This window comes from Sphaerisporangium rufum, from assembly GCF_016863395.1.
GTDB lineage: Bacteria > Actinomycetota > Actinomycetes > Streptosporangiales > Streptosporangiaceae > Sphaerisporangium > Sphaerisporangium rufum.
The window spans coordinates 16101-41439 of the sequence record NZ_BOOU01000024.1; the positions used below are offsets into that span (position 1 = coordinate 16101).

At 76.1% G+C, this 25339-nt stretch carries 20 protein-coding genes; 11 read left to right on the forward strand and 9 right to left on the reverse strand.

What is annotated here, in order from left to right:
• Positions 1 to 4 precede the first annotated feature (4 nt).
• The 3 genes from Sru01_RS07815 (at position 5) to Sru01_RS07825 (ending at position 3031) form a co-directional block, all read left to right on the forward strand.
• Entirely contained in the window at positions 5 to 1177 is a 1173-nt protein-coding gene (locus Sru01_RS07815) for a WXG100 family type VII secretion target (protein WP_203983209.1), read from the forward strand.
• 254 nt (positions 1178 to 1431) lie between these two features.
• On the forward strand, positions 1432 to 2121 hold the full coding sequence (locus Sru01_RS07820; RefSeq protein ID WP_203983210.1) for a CHAP domain-containing protein: 690 nt from the start codon (positions 1432 to 1434) through the stop codon (positions 2119 to 2121).
• A 217-nt stretch (positions 2122 to 2338) separates the two neighbouring features.
• A complete protein-coding gene (locus Sru01_RS07825; protein ID WP_203983211.1) occupies positions 2339 to 3031 on the forward strand; it encodes a glycoside hydrolase family 12 protein in 693 nt (230 codons plus the stop codon).
• 39 nt (positions 3032 to 3070) lie between these two features.
• On the opposite strand, the gene Sru01_RS07830 is transcribed toward Sru01_RS07825, so the two are convergent.
• The 3 genes from Sru01_RS07830 to Sru01_RS07840 all read right to left on the reverse strand — a co-directional run bounded on the left by Sru01_RS07830 (position 3071) and on the right by Sru01_RS07840 (position 6111).
• Positions 3071 to 4000, reverse strand: a complete 930-nt coding sequence (locus tag Sru01_RS07830; protein ID WP_203983212.1) for a dioxygenase family protein — start codon at positions 3998 to 4000, stop codon at positions 3071 to 3073.
• Between the two features lie 103 nt (positions 4001 to 4103).
• Positions 4104 to 4772, reverse strand: a complete 669-nt coding sequence (locus Sru01_RS07835) for a potassium channel family protein (protein ID WP_203983213.1) — start codon at positions 4770 to 4772, stop codon at positions 4104 to 4106.
• Positions 4765 to 6111, reverse strand: a complete 1347-nt coding sequence (locus Sru01_RS07840; RefSeq protein WP_239137091.1) for a TrkH family potassium uptake protein — start codon at positions 6109 to 6111, stop codon at positions 4765 to 4767. The genes Sru01_RS07835 and Sru01_RS07840 overlap by 8 nt, the downstream gene beginning before the upstream one ends.
• Positions 6112 to 6543: 432 nt before the next feature.
• Between Sru01_RS07840 and Sru01_RS07845 the strand changes: the two genes are divergently transcribed.
• From Sru01_RS07845 to Sru01_RS07865, 5 genes are all read left to right on the forward strand, one after another.
• Positions 6544 to 10329, forward strand: a complete 3786-nt coding sequence (locus Sru01_RS07845) for a non-ribosomal peptide synthetase (RefSeq protein WP_203983215.1) — start codon at positions 6544 to 6546, stop codon at positions 10327 to 10329.
• Complete coding sequence (locus tag Sru01_RS07850) at positions 10326 to 11486, forward strand: LD-carboxypeptidase (protein ID WP_203983216.1); 1161 nt, start codon at positions 10326 to 10328, stop codon at positions 11484 to 11486. Before Sru01_RS07845 ends, Sru01_RS07850 begins: the two co-directional genes overlap by 4 nt.
• A 130-nt stretch (positions 11487 to 11616) precedes the next feature.
• On the forward strand, positions 11617 to 12948 hold the full coding sequence (locus tag Sru01_RS07855) for an NAD(P)-binding protein (RefSeq protein ID WP_203983217.1): 1332 nt from the start codon (positions 11617 to 11619) through the stop codon (positions 12946 to 12948).
• Positions 12945 to 13472 carry a nucleotide triphosphate diphosphatase NUDT15 gene (locus tag Sru01_RS07860; protein ID WP_203983218.1) on the forward strand — a complete coding sequence of 176 codons (528 nt, stop codon included), beginning with the start codon at positions 12945 to 12947 and terminating at the stop codon, positions 13470 to 13472. The genes Sru01_RS07855 and Sru01_RS07860 overlap by 4 nt, the downstream gene beginning before the upstream one ends.
• Complete coding sequence (locus tag Sru01_RS07865) at positions 13469 to 14254, forward strand: HAD family hydrolase (RefSeq protein WP_203983219.1); 786 nt, start codon at positions 13469 to 13471, stop codon at positions 14252 to 14254. The genes Sru01_RS07860 and Sru01_RS07865 overlap by 4 nt, the downstream gene beginning before the upstream one ends.
• A gap of 79 nt (positions 14255 to 14333) precedes the next feature.
• On the opposite strand, the gene Sru01_RS07870 is transcribed toward Sru01_RS07865, so the two are convergent.
• The 3 genes from Sru01_RS07870 to Sru01_RS07880 all read right to left on the reverse strand — a co-directional run bounded on the left by Sru01_RS07870 (position 14334) and on the right by Sru01_RS07880 (position 18208).
• A complete protein-coding gene (locus Sru01_RS07870; RefSeq protein ID WP_203983220.1) occupies positions 14334 to 15269 on the reverse strand; it encodes an aminoglycoside phosphotransferase family protein in 936 nt (311 codons plus the stop codon).
• Positions 15266 to 16012 carry a helix-turn-helix transcriptional regulator gene (locus Sru01_RS07875; protein ID WP_203983221.1) on the reverse strand — a complete coding sequence of 249 codons (747 nt, stop codon included), beginning with the start codon at positions 16010 to 16012 and terminating at the stop codon, positions 15266 to 15268. The genes Sru01_RS07870 and Sru01_RS07875 overlap by 4 nt, the downstream gene beginning before the upstream one ends.
• A 231-nt stretch (positions 16013 to 16243) precedes the next feature.
• Positions 16244 to 18208, reverse strand: a complete 1965-nt coding sequence (locus tag Sru01_RS07880) for a hypothetical protein (protein ID WP_239137093.1) — start codon at positions 18206 to 18208, stop codon at positions 16244 to 16246.
• A 150-nt stretch (positions 18209 to 18358) separates the two neighbouring features.
• On the opposite strand from Sru01_RS07880, the gene Sru01_RS07885 reads away from it, so the two are divergent.
• The 3 genes from Sru01_RS07885 to Sru01_RS07895 all read left to right on the forward strand — a co-directional run bounded on the left by Sru01_RS07885 (position 18359) and on the right by Sru01_RS07895 (position 22071).
• Positions 18359 to 19384 (forward strand): D-2-hydroxyacid dehydrogenase, encoded by a 1026-nt coding sequence (locus Sru01_RS07885; RefSeq protein ID WP_203983222.1) that lies wholly within the window; start codon positions 18359 to 18361, stop codon positions 19382 to 19384.
• A 173-nt stretch (positions 19385 to 19557) separates the two neighbouring features.
• Positions 19558 to 20676 carry an MBL fold metallo-hydrolase gene (locus tag Sru01_RS07890; protein ID WP_203983223.1) on the forward strand — a complete coding sequence of 373 codons (1119 nt, stop codon included), beginning with the start codon at positions 19558 to 19560 and terminating at the stop codon, positions 20674 to 20676.
• 78 nt (positions 20677 to 20754) lie between these two features.
• Positions 20755 to 22071: an alpha/beta hydrolase gene (locus Sru01_RS07895; RefSeq protein WP_203983224.1), complete on the forward strand. Its 1317-nt coding sequence runs from the start codon at positions 20755 to 20757 to the stop codon at positions 22069 to 22071.
• Between the two features lie 16 nt (positions 22072 to 22087).
• Here the strand turns inward: Sru01_RS07895 and Sru01_RS07900 are convergent, their stop codons facing one another.
• Genes Sru01_RS07900 through Sru01_RS07910 form a run of 3 tightly spaced genes read right to left on the reverse strand, consistent with a single transcriptional unit; the run spans position 22088 to position 25260 of the window.
• Positions 22088 to 22426 carry an STAS domain-containing protein gene (locus Sru01_RS07900; protein WP_203983225.1) on the reverse strand — a complete coding sequence of 113 codons (339 nt, stop codon included), beginning with the start codon at positions 22424 to 22426 and terminating at the stop codon, positions 22088 to 22090.
• Complete coding sequence (locus tag Sru01_RS07905) at positions 22427 to 23572, reverse strand: cobalamin B12-binding domain-containing protein (protein ID WP_203983226.1); 1146 nt, start codon at positions 23570 to 23572, stop codon at positions 22427 to 22429.
• Complete coding sequence (locus tag Sru01_RS07910; protein ID WP_203983227.1) at positions 23569 to 25260, reverse strand: SpoIIE family protein phosphatase; 1692 nt, start codon at positions 25258 to 25260, stop codon at positions 23569 to 23571. The genes Sru01_RS07905 and Sru01_RS07910 overlap by 4 nt, the downstream gene beginning before the upstream one ends.
• Between the last annotated feature and the right edge of the window lie 79 nt (positions 25261 to 25339).

A 25339-nucleotide genomic window follows, 5' to 3' on the forward strand; every position in this document is an offset into this window, starting at 1 on the left:
TCATGTGTCCGAGTGGTACGACGCTCCCCTGCAACTGGTCACCGTCCTGGCCAACGCGATCCGCCGGATCGGCGACGACCAGGATGTCGTCCGGCTGAGGAGCATGGAGGCCTGCTGCCGGCAGGTCGGGGCGGACCTGCGGCAGGCCCGGCACGAACTCGACGCGGTGGACCTGCGCATCCCGGACTGGGTGGGCAGGGACGCCGACGCCTACCGGGAGAGCTGGGCGCGGTGGTTCGACGACCGCCACCTGGCGGACGCCGTGGCCCGGCTCGACCAGGCGGCCCAGGTGCTCCACACGGCGGCCGAGGTGTCCGCCGAGACCAAAAGGGCGCTCGCCGAACTGCTGAAGAGCCTGCTCGCCGCGGTCGCCGTGGCCATGCTCACCTCGGCGGCGACCGCGGGGCTGGGCAGCCTGGCGGCCTGGGCCCGCACCGCGCAGCTGACCGGCGAGACCGCCGCCGCGACGGCGCAGATCATGGGCCGGCTGCGGCTGGTGTACCGGACGCTCGCCGCCCTGCTCCGCAACGGCACGATCCTTGCCGGGCGGTCGCGGCTCGTCACCGCCCTGGGCACCAAGACCGAGGGCGGGACGGCGGCCTTCTGGCAGGCCGCCCACAAGTCCTGGCACACCTACTGGCGGCTCTACCGCTGGGGGATGGGCGGCAACCTGCTGATCAACGCGGTGGCCGGCCTGCCGCACGGGCGCGGCCCGCTGGACCGGTCGCTGCTGTCCTTCGCCGAGGCGAGCAACTCCGCCATCATCTCCGGGGTGGTCGGCGGCACCGCCGGCATGGCGGTCTTCGAGGGCATGAAGCCCTGGAAGCGGAACCTGGTACAGGGCGCGAGCGCGGGCGCCGCCGCCACGTTCGTCAACGACCGGGTCGAGGGCAAGCCGGGGCCGCAGACGGCCCGGGAGATGGCGACCACGGCCGCGATGGGCGGCGGGCTCAACATGCTCTATGTGGGCGTCGGAGAGAGCAGGGCCGCGGGGGCCCTGGTCCCCCGCGGCCTGCGTACCTGGTGGGCCGTGCTTCCGTACCAGCTCAAGGGCTACGTGGTCGGGTTTCCCGGGAACACCGCGGTCCGGGTGGCGGTGCCCTGGGCCGGGCGGCCGGCTCCGCTCGACCTGCCGCCGTCCGGCCCGCTGCCCGGGGACGGGACGGGCTCCTTCTGACCGGTGGCAGGGATCAACAGAGTGGCGCGGGAGATAGTAGGGTTCGTCCGCTTTCTGGATCGGGCGCCGATTCTGATCGATTACTGTTCATCGTCGGGACCGCGGGGGGTGCGGGCCCGGGACGCGGCCACGGGGCCGGAGCGGACCATCCAGTGCCATGCCGTGCCACGCCATGCCCGGCCGCGGCGTGCCTGGTGGTGGACCGTTCCCGCCGGCGCGCCGTCTCCCCGATGGAGTAGAGGAGTTGTCAAGGCGTGGTGGACCAGGTGGCCGAAGACCTGCTCGGCGCGATCCGCGCGGAGCTGGGCTACAAGGAGAAAGCCGACCAGCTCACCAAGTTCGGTGAGTGGTACGCGCGCAGCGTCGGCGACCCCAAGTACAAGAAGGCGCCCTGGTGCGACATGTTCATCTCCTGGGCGGCCGACCGGGCCGGGGTGACCGACTACGTCGGCTCGTTCGCCTGGACGCCGTCGCACGCCCGGTGGTTCGAGCGGCAGGGCGCCTGGTCCGACACCCCGGAGCCGGGTGCCCTGGTGTTCTACGACTGGTCGGGCAGCAAGGACATCCGCAAGATCGACCACGTCGGGGTGGTCGAGCGGGTCGAGGGGGCCCGGCTGCACACCATCGAGGCCAACGTGGACGGCAAATGGCTCAAACGCAAGGTCCGTGACGAGGACAAGGTGGTCGGGTACGGCCTGCCGCGCAAGGTCCAGGAGAACCAGGCCGCGGCCACCTCGCTCGCCGCCGCGGGCGGTGACGGGGCCCGCGGCGCCGCCGCCGGGGCGATGGCCGCCGCCGCGCCGGTCGGCGGCGCGCTGGGTCCCGAGCAGATCCTGGTCGGGGCGGCGTCGGCCACCGGCGTCACCGCCGCGGTGCTGCTGTCGCTGCTCGCGCTCGCCCGGCGCCGGCCGGCGGCCGGCCGGCACCGCCGCGCCGGCGGCTGACCCCGCTGGAAGTTTCACCGGCCGCCGGGCCCGCCGCCGGGTTGACCTGGCGCGGTGGAAATCCGTCAGGGTCCGCGTTGCGTCCCTGGCGCGCTGAACCTACCGTGACCGGACTCCGCGCGGGAACCACCGCCGATCATGTCGAAACACCGTCGAAGCGCTTCGACGGCGCTTCGACGGCCGGGGTACCCGCCACGACGGCGAGAAGGGAAGATCAATGCTCCGGACACTCCGTCTCCTGCTCCCGGTCTCCATGCTCATGGTGTTCGTCGGGCTGTTCGCCGCGCCGGCGCACGCGGCCACCTGGTCCTCCTCCGCCCAGTGGGGCACCTGGACCAACGGCGGCTACACCCTCTACAACAACATCTGGGGCGGCGGCGCCGGACCGCAGACCATCTGGGCGAACTCCTACAGCAACTGGGGAGTGTGGGCGAACCACCCCAACACCGGCGGGGTGAAGTCCTACCCCAACGCCACCAGGAACGTGAACCGGCGGATCAGCCAGCTGGGCAGCGCCAGCAGCAGCTTCAACGTCTCGGTGCCGAACGGCGGCGCCTACACCACCGCCTACGACATCTGGTGCGACGGGCACACCTACGAGATCATGCTGTGGATGAACAAGTACGGCCCGGTGGGGCCGATCGGCTCCCGGCAGACCAGCGCGTCGGTCGGCGGCCACAACTGGGACGTCTACCGCGGCTCCAACGGCTCCAACCAGGTGTTCTCGTTCGTGCGGCAGGGCAACGTCAACTCCGGCACGGTGGACATCAAGGCCGTGCTGAACTGGCTACGCGGCAAGAACTGGTTCGGTGACGTCACCCTGGGCGACGTGCAGTTCGGGTACGAGATCACCTCCTCCGCCGGCGGCATGAACTTCACCACCAACGGCTTCTCGGTGTCGGCGAGCTGAACCGGCGGGCCGGCGGCATGAGCCCCCTGGCCCGGTGCGTCACCGCCCGGCACCGGGTCGGGGCCGGCCTTCGCCGTCCGGCGTCCAGCCGAGCGGTACCAGCCGCACGTCGAACTCGATCTCCTCGTGCGGCCCGGGCATGCCCCACCGCTCGTCGCCCTTCGGCCGGGGGACCGGCGCGCGCACCAGCTCGTCCTTGACCGCGTACGCCGCGTCGGAGTCCAGGTAGGGATCCCCGGCCAGGAACACGTGCGTGGTCAGCGGGCGGTATCCGGCCGCGGTGACCCGGTAGTGCAGGTGGGCCGGCCGCATCGGATGCCGCCCGATCGCCCGCAGCAGCTCCCCGGCGGTGCCGTCGGTGGGCACCGGGTAGCTGGCCGGCCGCACGGTGCGGAACCAGTACCGGCCGGCGGCGTCCGTGGTGAACAGGCCGCGCAGGTTCCCGGCCGGCTGCTCCCGGTCCTGGGTGTCGTACCGCCCGGCGTCGTCGGCCTGCCACAGGTCGACGGTCGCGCCGGGCAGCGGGGTGCCGTCGCAGTCCAGCACCCGGCCGTGCACGACCGTCGCGACCCCGCGCTCTCGCTCCGGGCCCGCGCTGATCCAGTCGCCCGGCGCGCGGGGCGGGGCCGGCGAGTGGAACGGCCCCTCCACCGACGACGGCGTCATGCCGGCCGGCCCCGCGTGATTGACGTCGTCGACCGCGGTGGTCAGGCCGAGCATGTCGGACAGCAGGATGAACTCGTCGCGCTCGGCCGTGCACAGCCGCCCGGTGCGCACCAGGAAGTCCAGCCCGGCGGCCCATTCCCGCTCGGTGGGCCGGATCTCCGCGACGAAGGCGTGCAGGTGCCGCACCAGCGCGGCCACGATCTCGTTCGTCCGCGGATCCGGCCCGGCCACCTGGCCCAGCACCCGCCGCGACAGCGCTCCGTCGTCCGCGCCGGTGCCCGCCTGTTCCCCGGTTCCGGTCATCCGGCCTCCCTGGACGATCTCGTGCTCCCGCCGGAGCGTACCGCCCGCCGCCGGCCGCCCGGGGCGCCGGGCCGCCCGGGAGGGGTCGCGCGGGGAAGGACGATCAGGTGAAGCCGAGCTCGGCGAACCGCTCGACGCGGTCGGTCGGGCCGGCCACGACGATGATGTCGCCGTACATCAGCTCGGTCTCGGCGCTGGCGTAGGTGAACTCCTCGCCCTCGCTCTTGACCGCCACCACGGTGACGCCGTACTTGCGGCGCAGCCCGGTCCGGCCGAGCGGCATCCCGACGATCTCCTTCGGCGGGCGCGTCTTGATCAGGGCGAAGTTCTCGTCCACCTCCAGGTAGTCGAGCATCCGCCCGCTCACCAGGTGCGCCACCCGCTCGCCCATGTCGTGCTCGGGCAGCACCACATGGTGCACGCCGAGCCGGCTCAGGATGCGGCCGTGCTGCTGGCTGACCGCCTTGGCCCAGATGTCGTCGATCTCCAGCTCGACCAGCAGCGACGCGGTCAGGATGCTCGCCTCCAGGTCGCTGCCGATGGCGACGACCGCCCGGTAGAAGTCCTGGACGCCGAGCTGGCGCAGCGCCTCGATGTCGGTGGCGTCCGCGGTGGCGATGTGGGTGATCTGCCCGGACAGCGCCTGGACCGTCTTGGCGCGGCTGTCGATCGCCAGCACCTCGGTGCCCCGGCGGGCCAGTTCGAGCGCGATCGAGGTGCCGAACCGGCCCAGGCCGATCACCACCACCGGGTCGTTTCTCCTGTCAGCCAACGATCATCCGCTCCTCGGGGAGTTCGTACCGGCGGGCCCGCTCGCGCAACGCGAGCGCCGAGCCGAGGGTGAGCGGGCCGATCCGGCCCACGAACATGAGCACCACCAGCAGCAGCCGCCCGGCCGGGGGCACCTCGGGAGTGATGCCGGCGGACACGCCGACGGTCGCGGTCGCGGACAGCACTTCGAACAGTACCTGGTCCAGGCTGTGCGGGGTCAGCACCAGCAGCACGTAGGTGGACAGCGCGACGAGCGTGCCGCTGATGAAGACGATGGCCACCGCCTGCCGCTGGGTGGAGGAGGCCAGCCGGCGGTGCCCGGCGTTCACGCTGGGTTCGCCGCGCAACTCGGCCCAGATGACGAAGGCCAGCAACCCGACGGTCGTGACCTTGATGCCGCCGGCCGTGCTGGCGCTGCCGCCGCCGATGAACATCAGCAGGTCGGTGACCAGCCAGCTGGACGGGTACATCGCGCCGATGTCGATGGAGTTGAAGCCGCCGCTGCGCGGCATGACGGCGGTGAAGAAGCCGGCCAGCAGCTTGCCCGGGTCGTCCAGCGCGCCGAGCGTGCGCGGATTGCGCCACTCGGTCGCCAGGAACACCAGGGTGCCCCCGGCGAGCAGCACGACGGTCATCACCAGGGTGATCCGGGTGAGCACCGTCCAGGTGCGCGGGCGCCGCCAGGAGCGCAGCAGCTCGAACACCACCGGGAAGCCCAGCCCGCCCACGATGACCGCCAGGGCGATCGGCAGGCAGATCCACGGGTCGGTGGCGAACCGGGTCAGGCTGTCCGGCCAGAGCGCGAACCCGGCGTTGTTGAACGCCGACACCGAGTGGAAGACGCCGATGTAGAGCGCCCGGCCGAGCGACTCGTCGTAGCCCACCATCATGCGGCCGGTGAGCACCGCGGCGGTCACCGCCTCGCACAGCAGGCTGAACAGCACGACGTTGCGCACCACCCGCCGCAGGCCGGCCATGCCGAGCACCTTGGTCTCCGCCTGCGCGAGCAGCCGGGCGCGCAGCCCGAGGCGGCCGGACAGCAGCACGGTGAACAGCGTGGCCAAGGTCATGATGCCGAGGCCGCCGATCTGGAACAGCGCCGCGATGACGACCTCGCCGAACACCGACCAGTGGGCGCCGGTGTCCACGACCGCCAGGCCGGTCAGGCTCACCGCGGAGGTCGCGGTGAACAGCGCGGTCGTCCAGTCGGACGGGACTCCGGAGGCGGCGGCCATCGGGGTGGACAGCAACCCGGTGCCCACCAGCCCGGCGGTGCCGAAGCCGATCGCGACGACCTGCGCCGGATGGCGGAACTTCTCCGCGGGCGCGCCTCTGCGCATTCCTCGCACCATTAACGGCACCGTCCACCACCGCCCGGCCGTGGCCCGCCGCCCGTCCGGCGCCGTGCGTTCCGGCCGGTGCGGCCGGCCGCCGATCGCCCTTCCCTGCTCACCGCGCCTACCGTAACAGCCGCCCCGGCGGGTCCGGCCGCCGGTGCCGTCCCGCCCTCGGCCGGCGGCCGGGGTGCCTGATCGGGTGCCCGATCGGGCGCGCCTAAGGGGCGCCATAGGTGCATTGGCCGGCGGCCCGGCGCCCTCGACCATGGTGTGAATCGAACGTGCGGGCCGTGCCCGCATCATGACGCGGCGGCCGCCGCGGCCCGGGGGGAGATCGGGCCGGCGGCTCCGTACGGGGACCGTCACCGGCCGGCCGGCACCGCTCCCGCACGGGTCGCCGCCGCGCGCCGCCACCGACGGACAAGGGACTCGGACGTGAACGACCTTCGACTGGTGGCCGCCGACTGGATCACAGTGGCGGCCGAGATTCTGGAACGTGACATCGGCGACCTCCGGCACCTGGCCGCCGGCACCTCGTTCACCCGGCTGGGCGGCACGTCGCTGCGGGCCGTCGAGCTCGCCGCCGTGCTGGCCCGGCGCTGCGACCGGGCGGTGGACGTGGCGGCGCTGCTCGGCCCGCGCCCGCTGGCCGCCGTGGTCGCCGCCGCCCCGCCGGCGGCCGCCGCGCCGGGCACCCCCGGCGCCGCCGGAACCCGTGGAGCTCTCGACACCGGCGAAGCGCCTGACGCCCGCGAAGCCCGTGACGCGGGGGAAGCTCGTGACGCGGGCGAAACCGGGACGGGATCCGGCGAACTGACCCAGGTCCAGCAGGCGATGCTGTTCAGCGACGACCTCTACGGCGGCACCGCCTTCCACCTGCTGTTCAGCGCCGACATCCGCGGACCGCTGGACGCGGCGGCGCTGCGGGCCGCGCTCGACCGGCTGACCCGCCGGCACCCGGGGCTGCGCACCGTCTTCGTCCGGGACGCGGGCGGCGGGTCACCGGGGCGGCGGGTGCTGTCCCGATGGGAACCGGTCCTCGTCGAGCAGGCGCTGCCGGCCGGGATCGGCGACCCGGTGGCCGCGGTGCACGCGCAGCTCGGCGCGGCCGGCGCCGGCCTGCTGCGGCCGTACGAGCGGCCGCCGGTCGTCTTCGTGCTGAGCCGGGCCGGGGAGCGGCGCGCGGTGCTGTCCATGGTCGCGCACCACGCGGTCGTGGACGGCTGGAGCGTCGGCCTGCTCTGGCGCGAGCTGGCCGCCGAGCTCGGCCCGGAACCGGCCGATCGCGGCCCGGCGGCCGATCTGGATCCGGTGGTCGCCCGGGAGCGGTCGGCCGAGGTGCGCCGGGCCGCCGCGCGGCGGGCGGGGGAGCTGGCCGGCTGGCCGGCCACGGTGAGCCTGCCCGGCGACCTGGACCGCCCCGCGCGGCAGGCCCGGACCGGCACCCGGCTGGTGTTCGGCCTCACCGCCGAGGCCCGGGCCGGTTGCGAGAGCCTGGCCCGCACCGCCGGGGTGACCCGCAACATGGTGCTGATCGCCGCCTGGTCGCTGGTGGTGGCCCGGCGGGCGGCCACCTCGCGGCTGGTGATGGGCATGGTCTCCGCCGCCCGCACCTCGGCGGAGACCATGGAGATCGTCGGCCCCTGCATGAAACTGCTGCCGGTCGCCTGCGAGATCGACGGCTCCGGCCCGGTCACCGGCCACCTGGCCCGGACCGCCGCCGCGGTGCGCGACGCGCTGTCGGCCACCGAGGTGCCGTTCGAGGACGTTGTCGCCGCGCTGGGACTCGGCGGCGACGACGCCCGCAACCCGCTGGTCCAGGTCGCGTTCGCCGCCCACGACGAGCTGGTCCCCGGCGCGCTGCGCGCCGGGGGGCTGAGCATGGAGATCCACGAGGGGCACTGCGGCGGCACCGGGTACGACGCGGTGCTCTACGTGCAGCGCTGGGGGACGCGGCCGCGGCTGGCACTGGAGTACGCCACCACCGTGCTGCGCCCGGACGAGGCCGCCGAGCTGGCCGGCGCGGTGGACCGGGCCCTGGTGGAGATGGCCGCCGCGCCGGACCGGCCGCTCGCCGAGGTCCGGACGATCACCTCCGGGCGGGCCGCCGGGCCGCGGAGCGGTCCGGACGTGGACGCCGGCGCCGGGCTGTGGCAGCTCTTCGCGGCGGCCGCGCACCGGAGCCCGGCGGCCGTCGCGGTGGCGGACGCCGGCGGCACGCTGAGCTACCGGGGACTGCTGCGCGCCGCCGAGGCGGAGTCGGCGCGGCTGGCCGCCGCCGGGGTGCGATGCGGTGACCGGGTGGCGCTCGCCGTCCGCCGGTCGGCCCGCGAGATCGTCGCGGTGCTCGCGGTGCTGCGGCTCGGCGCCGCCTACGTCGGCATCGAGCGGGACGTGCCGCCGGCCGCGGCCGCGTCCATGCTGGACGCGGCCGGGGTGGCCGTGGTGCTCGGAGACGCCGACCGGCTGGCCGCGCTGGGCGAGGCCGGCCACGGCCGGCGGCTGCTGCCCGCATCGCCCCCGGCGGCGCCGGACGGCACACCGGTGCCCGGAACGGACCCGGCGGACCCGGCGGCGCTGGTGGATCCGGTGGACCCTGCGGTGCCGGTGGATCCGGTGGACCCGGCGAGCTCGGCGGCGCCGGGCGGCGTGGCGGTGCCCGCGGCGGCCGGGCCCGACCCGGCCCGGGTCGCGTACGTGGCCTTCACCTCAGGCTCCACCGGCACGGCCAAGGCCACGCTGATCCCGCACCGCGGGGTGGTGCGGCTGGCGGCCGGCCCGGACTTCCTGCGGCCGGGCGCGGCCGGCCGGTTCGTCCGGCTGGCGCCGCTGGCCTTCGACGCCTCCACCCTGGAGATCTTCGCGCCGCTGCTGGCCGGCGGCACCGTGGACGTCTTCCCCGACGATCACGTCACGCCGGACGGGCTGGCCGGCTTCCTGCGCGAGCGGGGCAGCACCGGGCTGTGGCTGACCGCCGGGCTGTTCCGCCTGGTCGCCGACTACCGGCCGGACGCCTTCCAGGGGTTGCGCCAGCTCCTCACCGGCGGGGACGTCGTGCCGCCGGCCCAGGTGTCCAGGGTGCTGCGGGCCTGCCCGGGGTTGCGCGTCACCAACGGTTACGGCCCGACGGAGAACACCACGTTCACCACGGTGCACCACGTGGACGACCCTGCCGAGGTGACCGACCCGCTGCCCATCGGCCGCCCGATCCAGGGCACCGGAGTGGTGGTGCTGGACGCGGACGGCGGCCTGGTTCCGCCCGGCGGCATCGGCGAGCTGTACACCTTCGGTGACGGGCTGGCCCTCGGGTACGCCGGGGCGCCCGCCGCGACCGCCCGCGCGTTCGGGCGCTTCCAGGCCGGGTCGGATCGCCTGCTGTACCGCACCGGCGACCTGGTGCGTTGGGACGGTGCCGGACGGCTGCGCTTCCTGGGCCGCGCCGACGGCCAGGTGAAGATCCGCGGCTTCCGGATCGAGCCGGACGCGGTGGCGCGCGTGCTGCGCGAGTGCCCGGGCATCCGGGACGCCGCGGTCGTCGTCACCGGCACCGGCGCCGACCGCCGCCTGCTGGCCGCCCTCGTCCTGGCCGCCCCCGCCGTAGCCGCCCCGTCCCTGCCCGCGCCGCCCGTACCCACTCCGTCCGTACCCGCCCCATCCGTACCCGCCCTGGCCGGACACGTCGCGACGGATGGACCGGGTGCCATGGGCGGGCCCGCGATCACTGGCGGCGCCGCCCCGGTGGACGGTGGCGGTGCGGTCGCACTGGAGCGGGTCAGGGAGGCCGCCGCGCGGCGGCTGCCCGGCCACGAGGTGCCCTCGCTGTGGGCGGTGGTCGCCGAGCTGCCGGTCACCCGCAACGGCAAGGTGGACGCCGCCCGGCTCCGCGAGCTCGCCCTCACCCGCCCGCCCGCCCAGGCCGGCGCCCCGGAGCGGGCCGGCGACCTGATCCCGAGCGGTGGCCCGGTCCCGGCCGGGGGTGTGGCGGCGGGGGAGGAGATCGCGGGGGTCATCGCGCGGGCCTGGCAGGAGGCGCTGGGCGCCGCCGGGTTCGGCGCCGACGAGCGCTTCTTCGACGTCGGCGGCGACTCGCTGCGGCTGCTGCGGGTGGCGGCCAGCCTGCGCCGCGACCTGCCCCGGCACGAGGTCACCATCCAGGACCTGTACGCCTGCCAGACCATCGGCGCGCTCTCCGGGCGCCTGCTCGCCCGGAGCCCCCGATGACCCCGTCGATCACGGTCCCCGGCTCGCCGTCGGTCGCCGTGCCGGACGGCGTGCCGGGAACCCGGAACGGCATCTCGCCGGGTACGGCGCCGGGCGTTTCGCCGGCCACCGTGGGACCGGACGGCGCCGGCCTTCATCTCAGGATCGTCAGTCCCGCCATGCCGACCCTGTCCTACCTGCCGGACCGGGTACGCCGGGCCGAGCGGGCGCTCACCGCGGCGGGATACACCTTCAGCTACGGGGCAAACGCCTTCCAGGTGGCGGCGGACGGCATCACCGCGGGCACCCCGGCGCAGCGCGCCGCCGACGTGATGGCGGCGTTCGCCGACCCCTCGGTCGACGCGATCCTGGCCGCGGACGCCGGCCTCGGCACCCGCGACATCCTCGACCGGCTGGACGCGGCGACGATCGCCGCCAACCCCAAACCGTTCATCGGGTACTGCGACAACGTCTTCCTGAACCAGTACCTGGCCTCGGTCGCCGGAATCGGCTCCCTGTACGGGTGCACGCTGATGGTGCACCTGGGCGAGGCCGGCGGGGCGTACCCGGAGACGCTGGACCACCTCGGCCGGGCGCTGTCAGGGGCCGGGCCGCTGGCCTGCCCGCCGATGCCGTCCCGTACCGGCGAGGTGATCGACTGGTACGTCCCGGAGCGCGAGTCCCGGCCGCGCCGCCGGCTGCCCGGCGGCTGGACCTGGCTGCGCCCCGGCGCCGGCCGGGGCCCGTTCCTCGGCGGCGAGATCACCCTGATCCCCGAGCTGGTCCGCTCCTTCGGGATGTCGCTGGACGGCGCGGTGCTGTTCTGGGACGTCTCCTACCACCGGCTCCCGGTGCCGCCGCTGTTCGAGAAGCTCTGCGAGAGCGCCGACCTGGGCCGGCTGGCCGGCATGGTCGTCGGCGCCCACCCGCTGGTGCCGGACGGGGAGTGGGCGGCCACGGTGGCCGGCCTGCTCGACCGCCACCTGCCGTGGGCCGACTTCCCGGTGCTGGCGAACGCCGATCTCAGCCACCTGTGCCCGTCCTGGACGGTGCCGTTCGGCGCGGAGGCCGTGCTGGCGTCGCCCGGCGGCCTGGTCTTCCCCCGCGGCCACGACGCGGCCGGCCCGGTGGCGGCCCCGGCCGTCCCGGCGGCGCGGACCGCCGCGTCCGGGCGGTAGCCGCGCGCTGTTCCCCGCCGGGTCCCGTCCCGGGTTCCCTGGCGGGTTCCCGCCCGGCCGGCGATGGCCGCCGGCCGGCCCCGGCACGCGCCCGCGTGCCGCTATCCGCACACCTTCGAGGAGTTCTGTCATGCCGTTCATCACCGCATCACCCACCGCCGCGGACATCGTCGCCGGCGCCGCCCCGGGCGGCCCGGCGGGCGCCGCCGTGGACGTGGCCATCGTCGGCGCCGGCCCGGCCGGGCTGGCCGCCGCCGCCCGCCTCACCGGCGGCGGGTACCGCGTCGCGCTCATCGACGCCGGCCCGCGGGTCGGGGACCGCGACCGCCACGACCCGCACCAGGCGACCCGCGGGCACGGCGGCGCCGGCCTGTTCTCCGACGGGAAGTTCTCCTTCTACCCGTCGGCGACCGCGCTGTGGAGCCTGCCGCGCGCGGCCGAGCTGCGCGCCGCCTACGACTGGACGACCGGCGTGCTGACCGCCGCCGGGCTGGCCTGCCCGCCGTTCCCGGACCGGCCGGAGGCCTACGCCTTCGGCGACGGCGCCTGGGTGCTTAAGGACTACCCCAGCGACTACCTGTCGCTGCCCGCCCGGCTGGCGCTGACCGAGGGAATGGTGGCAGGGGTGGACGCCACCGTGCTCACCGGCCACCAGGTCACCGCGACGGCCTACGACCCGCTGTCGGACGCGTTCACCGTCACGATGGAGCACGACCGGCGGCGGGTGACCCTGCACGCGCGCCGCCTGCTGGTCGCCACCGGCCGGTTCGGCCCGCTCGCGCTGGACGGGCTCACCGGCGCCTGGGACTTCCACCGGATGGAGGCCGGCGTCCGCGTCGAGCAGCCGGAGCGGCAGGCGTTCTTCGCCGGCATGCCGCAGCTCGACCCCAAGCTGCGGTTCCGCGACGCCGGCCGGCAGGCCGAATGGCGGACGTTCTGCGTCTGCCGGTCGGGTGAGACGGTCGCCACCGAGACCGGCGGGCTGTGGACGGTGTCCGGGCGGTCGGACTGCCCGCCCACCGGCCGGTCCAACACCGGCTTCAACGTGCGGGTCCTGGACGAGGCGCTCGCCGAGAAGCTGCTGGCCCCGTTCCTCGCCTCGCTGGCCGACCCCGGCTGCCACTTCGCGATCCCGCTGGCGGCGGTGCGCGGCGGTGACCGGGCGGCCCGGGCGCGGCTGGAGGCGGTGTACGGCGCCGACCTGTGGCACCTGCTGCACGACGGGCTGCAGCGGCTGATCGCGAAGTTCCCGGCCATCGCCGGGGAGGGGACCACGCTGATCGGCCCGACCCTGGAGGGCGTCGGCCGCTATCCGCGGGTCGACGGCGACCTGCGGCTGTCCGACGTGCCGGCCTGGGTGGCCGGGGACGCGTGCGGGCTGTTCCGTGGCATCATCGCCGCCATGATCAGCGGGCACTACGCCGCGGGCACCCTGGCCGCGGCCCTGAAGGAGGCGCGGTGACCGGCACGCCCGAGGTACCGGACCGGGTGATCGGCGTCGGCGTGCTGGTCACCGACCCGGCGGGACGGATCCTGCTCGGTCACCGGGTGAAGGCCGGCGAGGAGCCCTGCTGGTGCCTGCCCGGCGGGGCGGTGGAGCCGGGGGAGACCTTCGAGCAGGCGGCGCTGCGCGAGCTGGCCGAGGAGACCGGCATCACCGACGTGACCGGCGCCCGGACGGTGGCGGTGGTGCTGGACCGCCCGGGACCGGCCACGGTCCGGGTCACCGCCGGCGTCGCGGTGGCCGCGGGCGCCGCCGCGCCGGCCGTCACCGAGCCGCACGTGTTCGCGGCCTGGCGGTGGTTCCCGCCCGAGGAGCCGCCCGGCCCGCTGTTCCCGGCCACCGCGCACCTGCTGTCGGCGGCGCCGCCGGCCGGCGCGACCCGCTACCCGGTCGCCCCGGCCGGGCGGCCGGATGACGGTCCGGTGTCCGGCTCCGGAACGGCGGCCCGCCACCCGCTCACCCAGGACGGCAGGCCGGGATGAGTGCGCTGCACGTGTTCGACATGGACGGCACGCTGCTCGCGTCCACCGCCGGCCTGGAGATCTCCGCGGCGCTCGGCTGCCGGGCCGGCGTGGCCGAGCTGGAACGCGAGTTCGCGGCGGGACGGCTGACCACCCGCCGGTTCGCGGCCGGCGTGCACGACCTGTGGCGCGCGCTCACCCCCGAGGTGGTGGCCCGCGCGTTCCGCGCGGGCCCGTGGCTGGACGGCATCGCCGAGGTGTGCGCCGACATCCGGGCGCGGGGCGAGCACGCGGCGGTGATCACGCTGTCGCCGGACTTCTTCGCCGGGCTGCTGCGCGGGTTCGGGTTCGGCCACGTCGCGGCGTCGGCCTTCCCGCCGCCGCCGATGGCCGGCCCGGTGGACCCGGCCGGCATCCTCACCCCCGAGTGCAAGGTGCGGATCACCCGCGCCCTGCTGGCCGGGCACGGCCTACCGGCCGGCCGGTGCGTCGCCTACGGCGACTCCCGGTCCGACCTGCCGCTGTTCGAGGCGCTCGGCGGCGGGGTGGCGGTCAACGCCGACGCCGCGCTGGCCGCCCGCGCCTTCGCCCGCTACACCGGCCGGGACCTGCGCGGCGCCTACGCCCTCGCCCGCGCCCGCCTGGACGCCGCCCCTGTGGACGCCGCCCCTGTGGACGCCGCCCCTGTGGACGCCGCCCCTGTGGACGCCGCCCCCGTGGACGGCGGCGCCCTTGTGGATGGTGCCCCCGTGGGCGGCGTTTCTCTGGAGGGCGTCCCCTTGGGCGGGCCCTGGCCGGGCTAGCGCGCCCGGCCCGTCCGCCGCCGGCCCGCGGGCGGCGGACGTCGCTGAAAGCCCGCCGCCGGCGGACCGGCCGGCCGGGTCATCGCCAGCCGGTGCGGCGGGCCAGCCAGGCCTCGGTGTGGGCGGCGTTACGTGCCTGGAAGGGCCGCAGCGCCGGGGCGGCCGGCAGCGGCGGCTGCCGGGACTCGTACGCCCAGCAGCCGGCCAGCGCGCACAGGAAGGCGTCGATCGCGCCGGCCGGCACGTCGTGGGTGAGCGGGTGCGAGCGGGTGATCGCCTCCGCGTCGATGCCCGGGACGGAGGCCAGCAGGATGACCAGGTCCGCCCAGGCGGCGCCCACGCAGGCGCAGGCCCAGTCCACCACCACGACCTCGCCGGCCGCGGTGAGCAGGGTGTTGTCCGGGCGCAGGTCCGCGTGCAGCAGCGTGTCGCCGGCGACCGCCGCCGCCCAGCCCTCTTCCAGCGCGGCCAGCCGGTCGAGGTGGCGCCGGCACCAGGGGGAGAGGTCGGCCGGCGGGCCGGCGGCGGCGAACCGGCGCCAGCCCGACATCAGCGGGGCCAGTTCCCGCCCGGCCGGGGCGGCCCCGGCCAGCGGGTTCGGCGTCAGCGCCCGGCCGAGCCGGGTCACCGCGCCGAGCAGCGCGTCCAGCTCGGCGGGCACGGTGACGTCCGGATGCCGGCCCGCGACGTCGTCGAACACCAGCACCAGCCAGCCGGCGAGCTCCGCGTCCAGCCGCAGCCGCGGCGCGGGGGTGGCGGGCGGCAGCGCGGCCGCGCACGCCGCCTCGGCGCGGTAGGCGCCGGCCAGCCCGTCGTCGCTCCGGATGGCCTTGGCGAACACCCGCCTGCCGTCCGCCAGCGCCAGCCGGGCGGCCGTCCCGTGGGTGAAGCCGCCGCTCTGGTCGGCGGCCGCGGCCACCGGGGCGCCGAGCAGCTCCTCGACGCCGTGCCGGACCGCCGCGGGCAGGTCGTCGAAGCGCCGGCGGATGGCCGTACCTGCCGCCGCCGGCGTCATGCCCGCCCCCCGGCCGTGACCGGGCCGCCCGGCGCGGCGGTCATCGTGCCCCCGGCCGTGACCGGATCGGGTGGCACGGCGGTCATGCCCCTACCGGCCGCGACCGGATCGGTCGGTGCGGCGGGTGGCTCGTGCCACCTTCGCCGGACGGCCAGCAGGGCGACCTCGGTGCGGTTGGCGCAGCCGAACTTCAGCATCAGGTTGGACACGTGCCGCTTCACCGCGTGGTCGGAGATCCCGAGCTCGCGGGCGATCTGGTGGTTGCTCCGGCCGCGGGCGAGCAGCGACAGCACCGTGCGCTCGCGGGCGGTGGGCCGCACCGGGCCGTCGCCGGCGACACCGGCCCGGTGCGGTTCGGCGGCCGCGTTCCCGGCCAGGCCCGAGGCCGCGTTCCCGGCGTGGCCCAAGGCCGCGTTCCCGGTCTGGCCCAGGGCCGCGTTCCCGGCGTGGCCCAGGGCCGCGTGCTGCCGGGCCAGCGCGTCGCGGATGGCGGCCGGCAGCGACCCGGCCACCGCCTGGCGCAGCGTCTCCCGGGCGAACCGCAGCTCGCCGCCCGCGGACACCAGCAGCCCGCCGCCCAGCGCCTCCTCCCAGACCGGGAGCAGGGCGGCGGTGGTCCGGCCGAGCATCTGGGCGAGCAGATCGGGGACGATCTCGGGGCCGAGTACGGCGGCGGTGTACAGCATCTGCCGGCACTCGGGGGAGACGCCCGCCAGCCGGTGGTCGTGCACGTCGGTCAGCATTTCTTCTCTTCCTCTTCCGGGCTTTTCCTCATCCGGAGCGGCCGTCCCGGCGGCACCGGCCCGGGACGGCCGCCGGGCCGCCCGGACGCGGCACGGACGGTGCCACGCTGCGCCGGGGCGGTCAGCGGCCCCGCCGGTCGACCTTCGACCGGCTCATCAGTAGGGGCGTGCCAAGCCGTGCCATCTCGTGCCGTCTCGTGCCATCGCCGTTCCACCGGCGCGGGACGGGGGTCAGCCGGGGCGGTAGCAGCAGTAGAGGCCGGTGTGCACGGTGGCGCGCAGGTGCTCGCCGATGTCCGGGTCGGCCTCGGTGACGCGGGCCAGCGCCCGCCGGATCGCCTTGCCCACCGAGACGCGCGCCCGCTCGTCCTCGCCGCCGAACCGGCGCGGGCGCCCGCCCATGCCGGTGGCCGCGGCCAGCTCGGAGATCAGCCAGTCGCGTTCCGCCTGGACGGCCGCGGCCTGCTGGAGCCGTCCGGCGTCCGCCAGCCGGTCGATCTCCGCGCGCAGCCGGGCGAGCCGCTCCCGGTACTCGCGCCGGGCCACCTCGTCCAGCACCGGCTGGACCGAGCCGCCGCCGGCGTGCGGGAGCGCCGGGTCCGCGAGCGCCGCACCGGGATGCGCCGGACCGGCCGCCAGGTCCGCGGCGGGGATCTCATGCCCGGGGTTGGCCAGCAACACCGCCAGATACCGCATGCCCACGCTGTGGTCGACCAGCACGGCCCGCCCGCCCGACTCCAGCCGCCACTGTCGGCCGCTGCGCCGGCAGGTCACCGCGCGCGGTTCGGGGCGGGCCGGGTGCCCTGGACCGGGCTCCGGCTCGGGTGGCGGCGCCATGCCGAGTTCGGCCATCTCCTGGTCGGCCAGGGCGAGTTCGCGCCGCGCGGTGGCGTCGTGCGGCCCGTCGCGCAGCGCCAGCGCCCGGGCGAGCCGCCGGCGGGCCAGCGCGGCGGCCGGCCAGTGCCCGAGCGCCAGGTCCTCCTCGACCGCGGCCCGCAGGTGCTCGACCGCGCGGTCCAGGTCGCCGCAGGTCAGCATGGCCGTGCCCAGGACGTGCTGGACCGATCCGAGGCAGGTGACCCCGAGGCTGGCGACGACCGGCAGTCGCGCGCAGGGAACGAGCAGTTCGTACGCCTGTGCCGCTCGATCGGTGTCCCCGAGCAGGTGGGCCGTCTCCACCACGCCGTACATCGAGACCAGCCAGGTGCGCGAGCGGGGCAGCGCGGCGAGATCGCGGCCGCCCAGCCGGGCCAGCGCGCCGGCCGCGCGGCGGCGGTCGCCGGCCGCGGCGGCGGCCACCGCCAGCCCGGCGAAGTACGAGTTGTCGATCGTGCCGAGCATCGGCGACGTCACCAGCTCCGACAGCGCGGGGACCATCTCCGCCACCCGGCCCTGGTACCAGCGGATCGTCAGCATCTGTACCCCGTACCAGGCGGGGACGTCCCGGTCGCCGGCCCGCTCGCCGCGCTCGGCGCAGCCGGTGGCGAGTGCCTCGGCGTGGCCGAAGCGGCCGGTCCGGATGGCGAGCATCACCTCCATCGCGCTGACCACGTAGCCGATCGCCAGGTGGTCCCGGCGGGCGAGCAGCTCGCGCAGTTCCGACAGGCAGCGCTCGGCGTGCGGGTCGCCGGCCAGGAAGAGGTCGACCGTCCGCCACAGCAGGCCCATGAGCAGATCGCCCCGGCGGCCGGTCCGGGCGGCCTCGCGGGTGAGGTCCTCGGCCAGCCGCAGCCGCAACCGCTCGTGGCCGGGGCCGAGGACGCAGTGGTGGGCCAGGCTCAGCGCCTCGGCCAGCGCGACCGGGTCGCCGGCCTGCCGCACGTCGGCCAGGACGGCCAGCACCGAGTCGTGCCGGCCCGCCCGGTAGTCGGCCTCGGCGGCGATCCGGGCGCGCAGCCGCAGCGCCAGGGGGGAGCGGGGGTCGAGGGCGTGCAGCGCCCCGCGCTGGCGGGCCTGGACCGGCAGCGCGTCCGCGGCCGTGCGGTGCTCGTTCACCCACAGCCCGCCGAGGCCGAGCGCGGCCCGGGCCAGCGCCTCGTGGTCGCCCGCGTCCTCGGCGGCCCGGTAGGCCGCGTCGAACGATCGCCGGGCGGCGCGCAGGTCCCCCTCCTCCGACAGCGCCCGCTCTCCGGCCCGCAGCAGCGATTCGCGGTCCTGGCGGATCCCGTCCGCCTCCAGGTCCTGTGCCGGTAACAAAGCGGTCCCTCCTGTCGCGGCCCAGCGCCGCCCCGTGCGCTCACCGCGAAGATAACCCGGTACCCGGGTTCCTGACCCGACCGGCGCGTAATTAGTGAGGTATCAGGTATTTCTACCTATTCACCGGTCGCGGCGGTCCTTGGAGGAAGAGTGGCGATCCCAGTGCTGGTGGCCTCACCGCTGGAGGCCGAGCATGTGCGGGCCATCGAGGCGGTCGATCCGCGGCTGGAGGTGCTGTACGAGCCGGACCTGCTGCCGGTCCCGCGCTTCCCGGCCGACCACGCCGGCACGCCCCGGGACCTGCCGGCGGCCGGCCTGCGGCGGTGGCGCGAGATGCTGCGGCGGGCCCAGGTGAGCCTCGACTTCGACTGGTGGGACCCGGCCGCGATGCCGGCCAACTGCCCGGAGCTGCGCTGGGTGCAGAGCACCAGCGCCGGGGTCGGCCAGTTCCTGCGCCGCACCGGGCTGATCGACGCCGACCTGGTGGTCACCACCGCGGCCGGCGCGCACGGGGTGCCGCTCGCCGAGTTCGCCGTCATGGGCGTGCTGCACTTCGTCAAGGACGTCCCCGGGCTGCGCCGGTCGCAGGCCGCGCGGCGCTGGGAACGGCACGCCGGCCGCCGGCTGGCCGGCTCGCGGCTGGTCGTGGTCGGGCTGGGCGGCATCGGACGCCGGGTGGCCGAGGCGTTCGCCGCCCTCGGCGTCCGGGTCACCGGCGTCGGCCGGCCGGGCCGCTCCTACGCCATCCCCGCGCTGGCCGAGACCTATCCCTATCCGGAGATCGACGCGGCGCTGGCCGGCGCGGACGCGCTGGTGCTCGCCTGCCCGCTCACCGCGGAGACCGAAGGGCTGATCGACGCCGCCCGGCTGCACGCGCTGGCCCCGGGCGCGGTCGTGGTCAACGTGGCCCGCGGGCCGGTGGTGGACGAGCCGGCCCTGGTCGAGGCGCTGGCGAGCGGGCACCTGGCCGGCGCGTGCCTGGACGTGTTCGCCGAGGAGCCGCTGCCCGCCGGATCACCGCTGTGGGCGATGGACAACGTGATCGTGTCACCGCACTCCGCCGCGACGGTGCCGGCGGAGAACGGGCTGGTCACCGAGATCTTCACCGACAACCTGCGCCGCTGGCTGGCCGGCCGCCCGCTGCACAACCGGTTCGACCGCGAGCGCGGCTACTGACCGGTTACCGGAGAGCGTGGGCGGCCCGCGGGGCCACCGGGGAGGGGCGGTGAAAATCCGCCGGCCGACTGACCAGGTGTTACGGATATGTCATCGATATATCTCCCGGAATCGGGAACGCCGCGGGCCGCCGTGGAGTTGCCGAGGATGGAACCGATCCAGGGAGGTAGATCATGGCGGGGATCCGCACCGCGCGCCGGTTGCTGACCGGCGGGCTGATCGCGGCCGCCGCGGGGTGGGCGCTGCGCGACATCCCGGCGGAGCTGGGCGTCCGGCCGCTCTCCAGCGGCCCGTCGCGGGCCGACCGGGTGCGGCGGTCACCGCAGTTCCGGGACGGCGCGTTCTTCAACCCCATGCCGGAACACACCGAGGTGCTGGACGGCCCGCCGGCCGGCCTGCTGCGCGAGTTCGTCACCGACCGCGACCGCCGCCGCCCCGCCGGGCCGGTCCCGCTGCGCACCCCGCCGGCCGGGCAGGCCGCGGACGGGCTCGGCGTCGTCTGGTACGGGCACGCCTCGACGCTGGTCGAGATCGACGGGCGGCGGGTGCTGTTCGACCCGGTGTGGAGCGAGCGGGTCTCGCCGTCCCAGCTGGCCGGCCCGCGCCGGCTGCACCCGGTGCCGGTGCCGCTGGACGCGCTGCCCGCCGTGGACGCGGTGGCGATCTCCCACGACCACTACGACCACCTGGACCGGGCCACCGTCCGCGCGCTCACCGTGCGGCAGTCGGCGCCGTTCCTGGTGCCGCTCGGCATCGGCGCCCACCTGGAGCGGTGGGGCGTGCCGGCCGACCGGATCATCGAGCTGGACTGGGAGGAGGAGGCCGAGGTCGCCGGCCTGCGGTTCACCGCGACCGCGGCCCGGCACTTCTCCGGGCGCACGCTGCGCCGCAACGACACCCTCTGGGGCTCCTGGTCGGTGGCCGGCCCCCGGCACCGGGTCTTCTACGCGGGCGACTCCGGGTACTTCGCCGGGTACGCCGGCATCGGCGCCGCACACGGGCCGTTCGACCTGACGCTGATGCCCGTCGGCGCCTACAGCCCGTCCTGGCCGGACATCCACATGAACCCCGAGGAGGCGGTCAACGCCCATCTCGACCTGGGCGGGCGGCTGATGCTGCCGGTGCACTGGGCGACGTTCTCGCTGGCCCTGCACTCCTGGGGCGAGCCGGTGGACCGGCTGTGGCGCGAGGCCAAGGCGCGCGACGTCCGCATCGTGGTGCCCCGGCCGGGCGAGCGCGTCGACGCCGGCGCGGCGCCGGCGGTGGACGGCTGGTGGGAGACGCTCGGCTGACGTCCCGGGGAGGCGTCCGGGGCGATATCCGGGACCTCCCCGAGTCGCCGGATCCGCGAGAACGCTTTACTGGTCGCCATGATCGTGCAGACCGAGCCGGCCCCCGTGATCGGCCGGCCCCGTTCGCGGGCGGTGACCGTCCTGGCCGTGGCCGGGGTGGTCCTGGCCGCGGCGCTGGGCGGCATCGCCGCGCTGCTCGCCGTGGCCGCGCTGACCGCGGTACCGGCGGTCTTCGTGGCGGCCGGGATCGTCACCTTCGTCCTGCTGGACGTCGCCGGGATGGCGCTGGTGGCCCGCCGGTCGCCGCCGGCCCGCCGGCGTGCCGCGCGGTGGCGGCTGTCCGCCTGGACCGCCGTCCCGCTGCTCGCGCTGTTCGCCTGGACCGCGCTGGTCCCGCCGCCGGTCCCGCCGCCCGCCGCCTTCCCCGGCGCGCGCCTGGTCAGGGTCGCCACCGGCAGCACGCTGGAGGTGGTGCGCGTCCCGGCCCGCGCGGCCGGCGGCGGCCCGCCGGTGGTCGTGGTGCACGGCGGCCCCGGCGTGCCGGACCTCGCCCAGCTCGGCCGCACCTACGGCCGGCTGGCCGAGCGCGGCCGCGACGTCTATCTGTACGCGGAGGCCGGCACCGGGGCGTCCACCCGGTCGGCCGACCCGCGCGGGTACTCCCGGGAGCGGGACGTGGCCGACCTGGAGGCGCTGCGCGCCCGGCTGGGCCTCGACCGGATGGTGCTGCTCGGCCACTCCTACGGCGCCACGGTCGCCGCGCAGTACCTGACCGAGCACCCCGGCCGGGTGGCGCGGCTGGTGCTCACCTCGCCCGGCCCGCCCGACCCCGCCGACCGCAGCGGCGACCTGGCACAGAGCCGGCTGGACACCGCGCGCCGGCTGCGGGTGTACGCGGAGGTGGGCGCGCCGCGCCCGATGCTCGGGTACTTGCTGCTCCAGGTGAACCCGGCCGCGGCGCACGCCTTCCTGCCGGACGCCGAGGCCGACGCCCGCAACGACCGGGTGCTCACCCTGGCCGGGCCGGCGCTGCACTGCCATGGCGCGCCGGCTCCGCCGCCGGCCCGCGGCACCGGCTTCTACGCGGCGCAGTACCCCCAGTCGGCGTCCGCGCCGCGGCCCCGCGACCTGCGGCCGGGGCTGGCCGGGGTGCGCGTCCCGGCGCTGGTCTTCAAGGGATCCTGCGACTACCTGTCGTGGCGCTCGGCGGCCGAGTACCGCCGCCTGCTGCCCGCCTCCCGGCTGGTGTACCTGCCCGGCGCGGGCCACGACCTGCACATCGACCGTCCGGCGGAGGTGGTCGCGGCGATCGAGGAGTTCCTGGCCGGGCGGCCGCCGGGGCTGCCGGACCACCCGGAGCCCGGCCCGCCGCCCGGCTACGAAGGGCCGGCCTGACCGGCCGGCTCAGGCGTCACAGGGTCGGCAGGTCGAACAGCCGGTCCAGCGCGGTGACCTGGAACAGGTGCCGCAGGTAGGAGGTCAGCGCGACGATCCGCAGCGCCATCTCATGCTGCTCGCACGCCTGGTACAGGTGGATCAGCGCGGCCACCCCGGAGGAGTCGATGAACTCCAGGCCGGACAGGTCCGCCTCCATCACGGTGCCCTGGCCCGCCTGCGCCCCGAACAGCCCCGGCAGCAGCGCGCTGAGGTCACCGGCGGTGTGGTAATCCAGGTCCCCGGTCATGACCAGACGCGTCACGCCCGGCCCGGCGGGCACGACCTCGACGTTCAACTGCGTCTTCTCCTGCATCTAGTGTCCGGTCTCCGAGTACGCGTCGGCGGGCGCGGACGCGCCGGCCCGATCACCCGCCCTGTCACCGGCCCTGTCACCGGCTCCTTCGACGGCCGTGTCACCGGCTCCGTCGTCGGCTCGATCATCGGCGGTCCGCGCCGCCTTCGCACCCGCCGCCAGCATGCGGCGGGCCCGGGGGAACTCCGCGAGCTCGTCGTGGAAGACGCGCAGCCCCAGGGCGACGGAGGCGGCGGGCACGCCGCGTGCCCGCAGGACCTGGCACGTCCAGCCGACGAAGTCGGTGAACAGTCGCGTGTCGTCGACGTACAGCGCGGCGGCCAGGAAGTCGGCGATGTGCGCGAGATCCTCGGTGGTGGCCTCCAGCTGCTGCTGGGAGTAGGTCGCCATCGGCGGGAAGGCGCCCATCAGCGTGCCCATCACGGTGGTAAGCAGATCGGCCCGGCGCCGGGCCAGCTGGGTGTACTCCTCGTCGGCCAGATGGGCGAGCGCGTCGATCGGCGCGGGGAAATGCGGCAGCCGCCCGCTCGCCAGGTGGTCGGCGGCGGCGTCGGCGGTCGGCGCCCACCCGTCCGCGCCGAGCAGGCGGGCGAACCGGCCGTCCTCCCCGAATCCGCGCCCGCCGGCCAGCACCGGGATGCCGACCGCCTGGCAGGCGGTGATCGTGGCGTGCGCGCGCGGCAGGCGGGTGGGCAGCGCGCAGCTCAGCGCGACGGCGTCCGGCCCGCGCTGGTGCAGGTGGGTGATCAGGTGCGGGCCGGGGACGCTGGCGCCCAGGAAGTCGACCTGCCAGCCGCGCAGCCGCAGCACCTCGGCCAGCAGCCGGGTGGGCAGCGCGTGGTACTCGCCGTCGGTGCAGGCCACGGTGACCCGGCCCCGGCCGGGCGGCACCCGCACCTTGCCGGCCACCGCGGCGACCGCGCGCTCGCTGATCGCGGTGGCGGCGTGCTCGCGGGCCACCGACCAGTCGTTGGCCGCCCACAGCTCGCCGACCCGGCGCTGGGCCGGCGCGATCATGTCGAGCAGCACCCGCTCGGCCGGTACCCCGGCGTCGATCATGTCCAGCACCAGGTCGATGGCGCCGTACTCGTCGGCCTCGCCGATGAGTTCCACGTAGCGGGCGGTCGCGACGGTGAGGCCGGTCATCGGGCGGCCCTCTCCCGGTCGCGGGCCCGCGGCGCGGGCCGGACCGCCTGGACGGCGAGCAGCGCGCGGTCGTCGTGCTCGCCGTGGGCCAGCCACTCGGTGCTGATCTGCTCCAGCCGCTCCACCACGGCGGCCACCGGCATCCCGGCACAGGTGGCCAGCGCCGCCTTCAGCCGCTCGGCGCCGAACATCTCCCGCCCGGCGGGGCCGCCGAAGGCCTCGGTGATGCCGTCGCTGTACAGCAGCAGCACGTCGCCGGGGGCGAGGTCCACCGTGACGATGGTGACCACGATCTGCTTGAGCACGCCGAGCATGGACCCGTAGGAGGCGAGCTCCTCGACGGTGCCGTCCGCGCGCAGCACCAGCGGCGCGGGATGCCCGGCCACGGCCAGCTCCACCTGGGTGTGCCCACTGGGCTCGGGACGCAGCGCGCCGAGCACCAGCGTGACGTAGGCATTGCGGGCCGGCGAGGCGAGCAGCGACCGGTTGATCAGCGGGACCAGCCGCTCCGGCTCACCCTCCAGCAGCAGCAGGGCGCGCAGGCACTGGCGGACCTGGCCGGCCAGAACGGCGGCCCCGGTGCCCTTGCCGCAGACGTCGCCGAGCGTCAGCAGCGGCCGGCGGCCGGGGTCGGCGGCGGCGGTCACCGCGTCGGGCAGGTAAACGTCGTAGAAGTCGCCGCCGATCAGCCCGGTCTGCTGGGACGCGCGCAGCGAGCCGGCGATCTCCACGCCGGGCACCGGCGGCAGCGCGGGCGGCAGCAGGTCGCCGGTCAGGGTCGCGTTGGTGGCGCTCTGCTCCTGGTACAGCACCGCGGCCGAGATCGCCGCGCCGGCCCGGGCGGCGAAGACCCGCACCAGGATCTCGTCCGCCTCGTCGAACGCGGGGCCGTCCTCGCGGCGGGCGAGCACCAGCGCGCCGGCGGGCACCCCGTTGCCGGGGAGCGGGGTGACCAGCAGGTGGCCGGCCTGCCCGAAGCCCTCGGGCATCAGCCAGGCGGGTGCCTGCGCCGGGTCCAGCCAGCGGCTCGGCACCGGCGGGAAACCCGCGAGCGCCTCGCTCAGGCCGGGCACCGCGGCGGTGTCGCCAAGGGCGATGGTGCCCTCTTGGAGGGTGCCGTCCGGCAGGGCGCGCAGCCAGGACGCGTGCCGGCCCGTCGGGGGGAGGACGACCATGGCGGCGTCGGTGAGGAAGGAGGCGGCCAGCTCGGCGGTGGCGCGGGCGCAGCGGCGGGTGTTGAGCGAGGCCGACAGCCGCCGGCTCGCCTCCACCAGGAACTCGTTGCGGCGGCGCTCCTCCAGCAGCGCGTCGGTGCGCGCGGAGTCACCGGTGACGTCGCGCAGGTACCACGCGTGGTGGACGAGGCTGAACCTCTCCCGGCGCACCTGCAGCAGGCGGTCGCCGTGCGCGGTGTGCCGCGTCTCGCCGACCGGGCAGGTCCGGTCGAACAGGGAGCGGGCGGCGGCCGGCGGGTCGCCGGCCGCGAGCTCGGGCACCAGCCGGGCGGCGGCCGAGTTGACCATGACGAACCGGCCGTCGGCGTCGCACAGCACCACGCCCTCAGTGCTGGCCTCGATGATGGCATGCAGCAGCGCAGGGTCTGGTACGGGCGGGGTCTTGCCCGCCTGCCCGGTCCGCGACACCCCGGCCGGGCGCACCGCGCCGGCCGTCGGCCGTGTCTCTGTCATTACCGGACCTTCCGCAGGGGATCCCACCAGCCTACCTATTTCTCACCTGGCATCCGGCCTGTGGGGATACCGGCGGGCG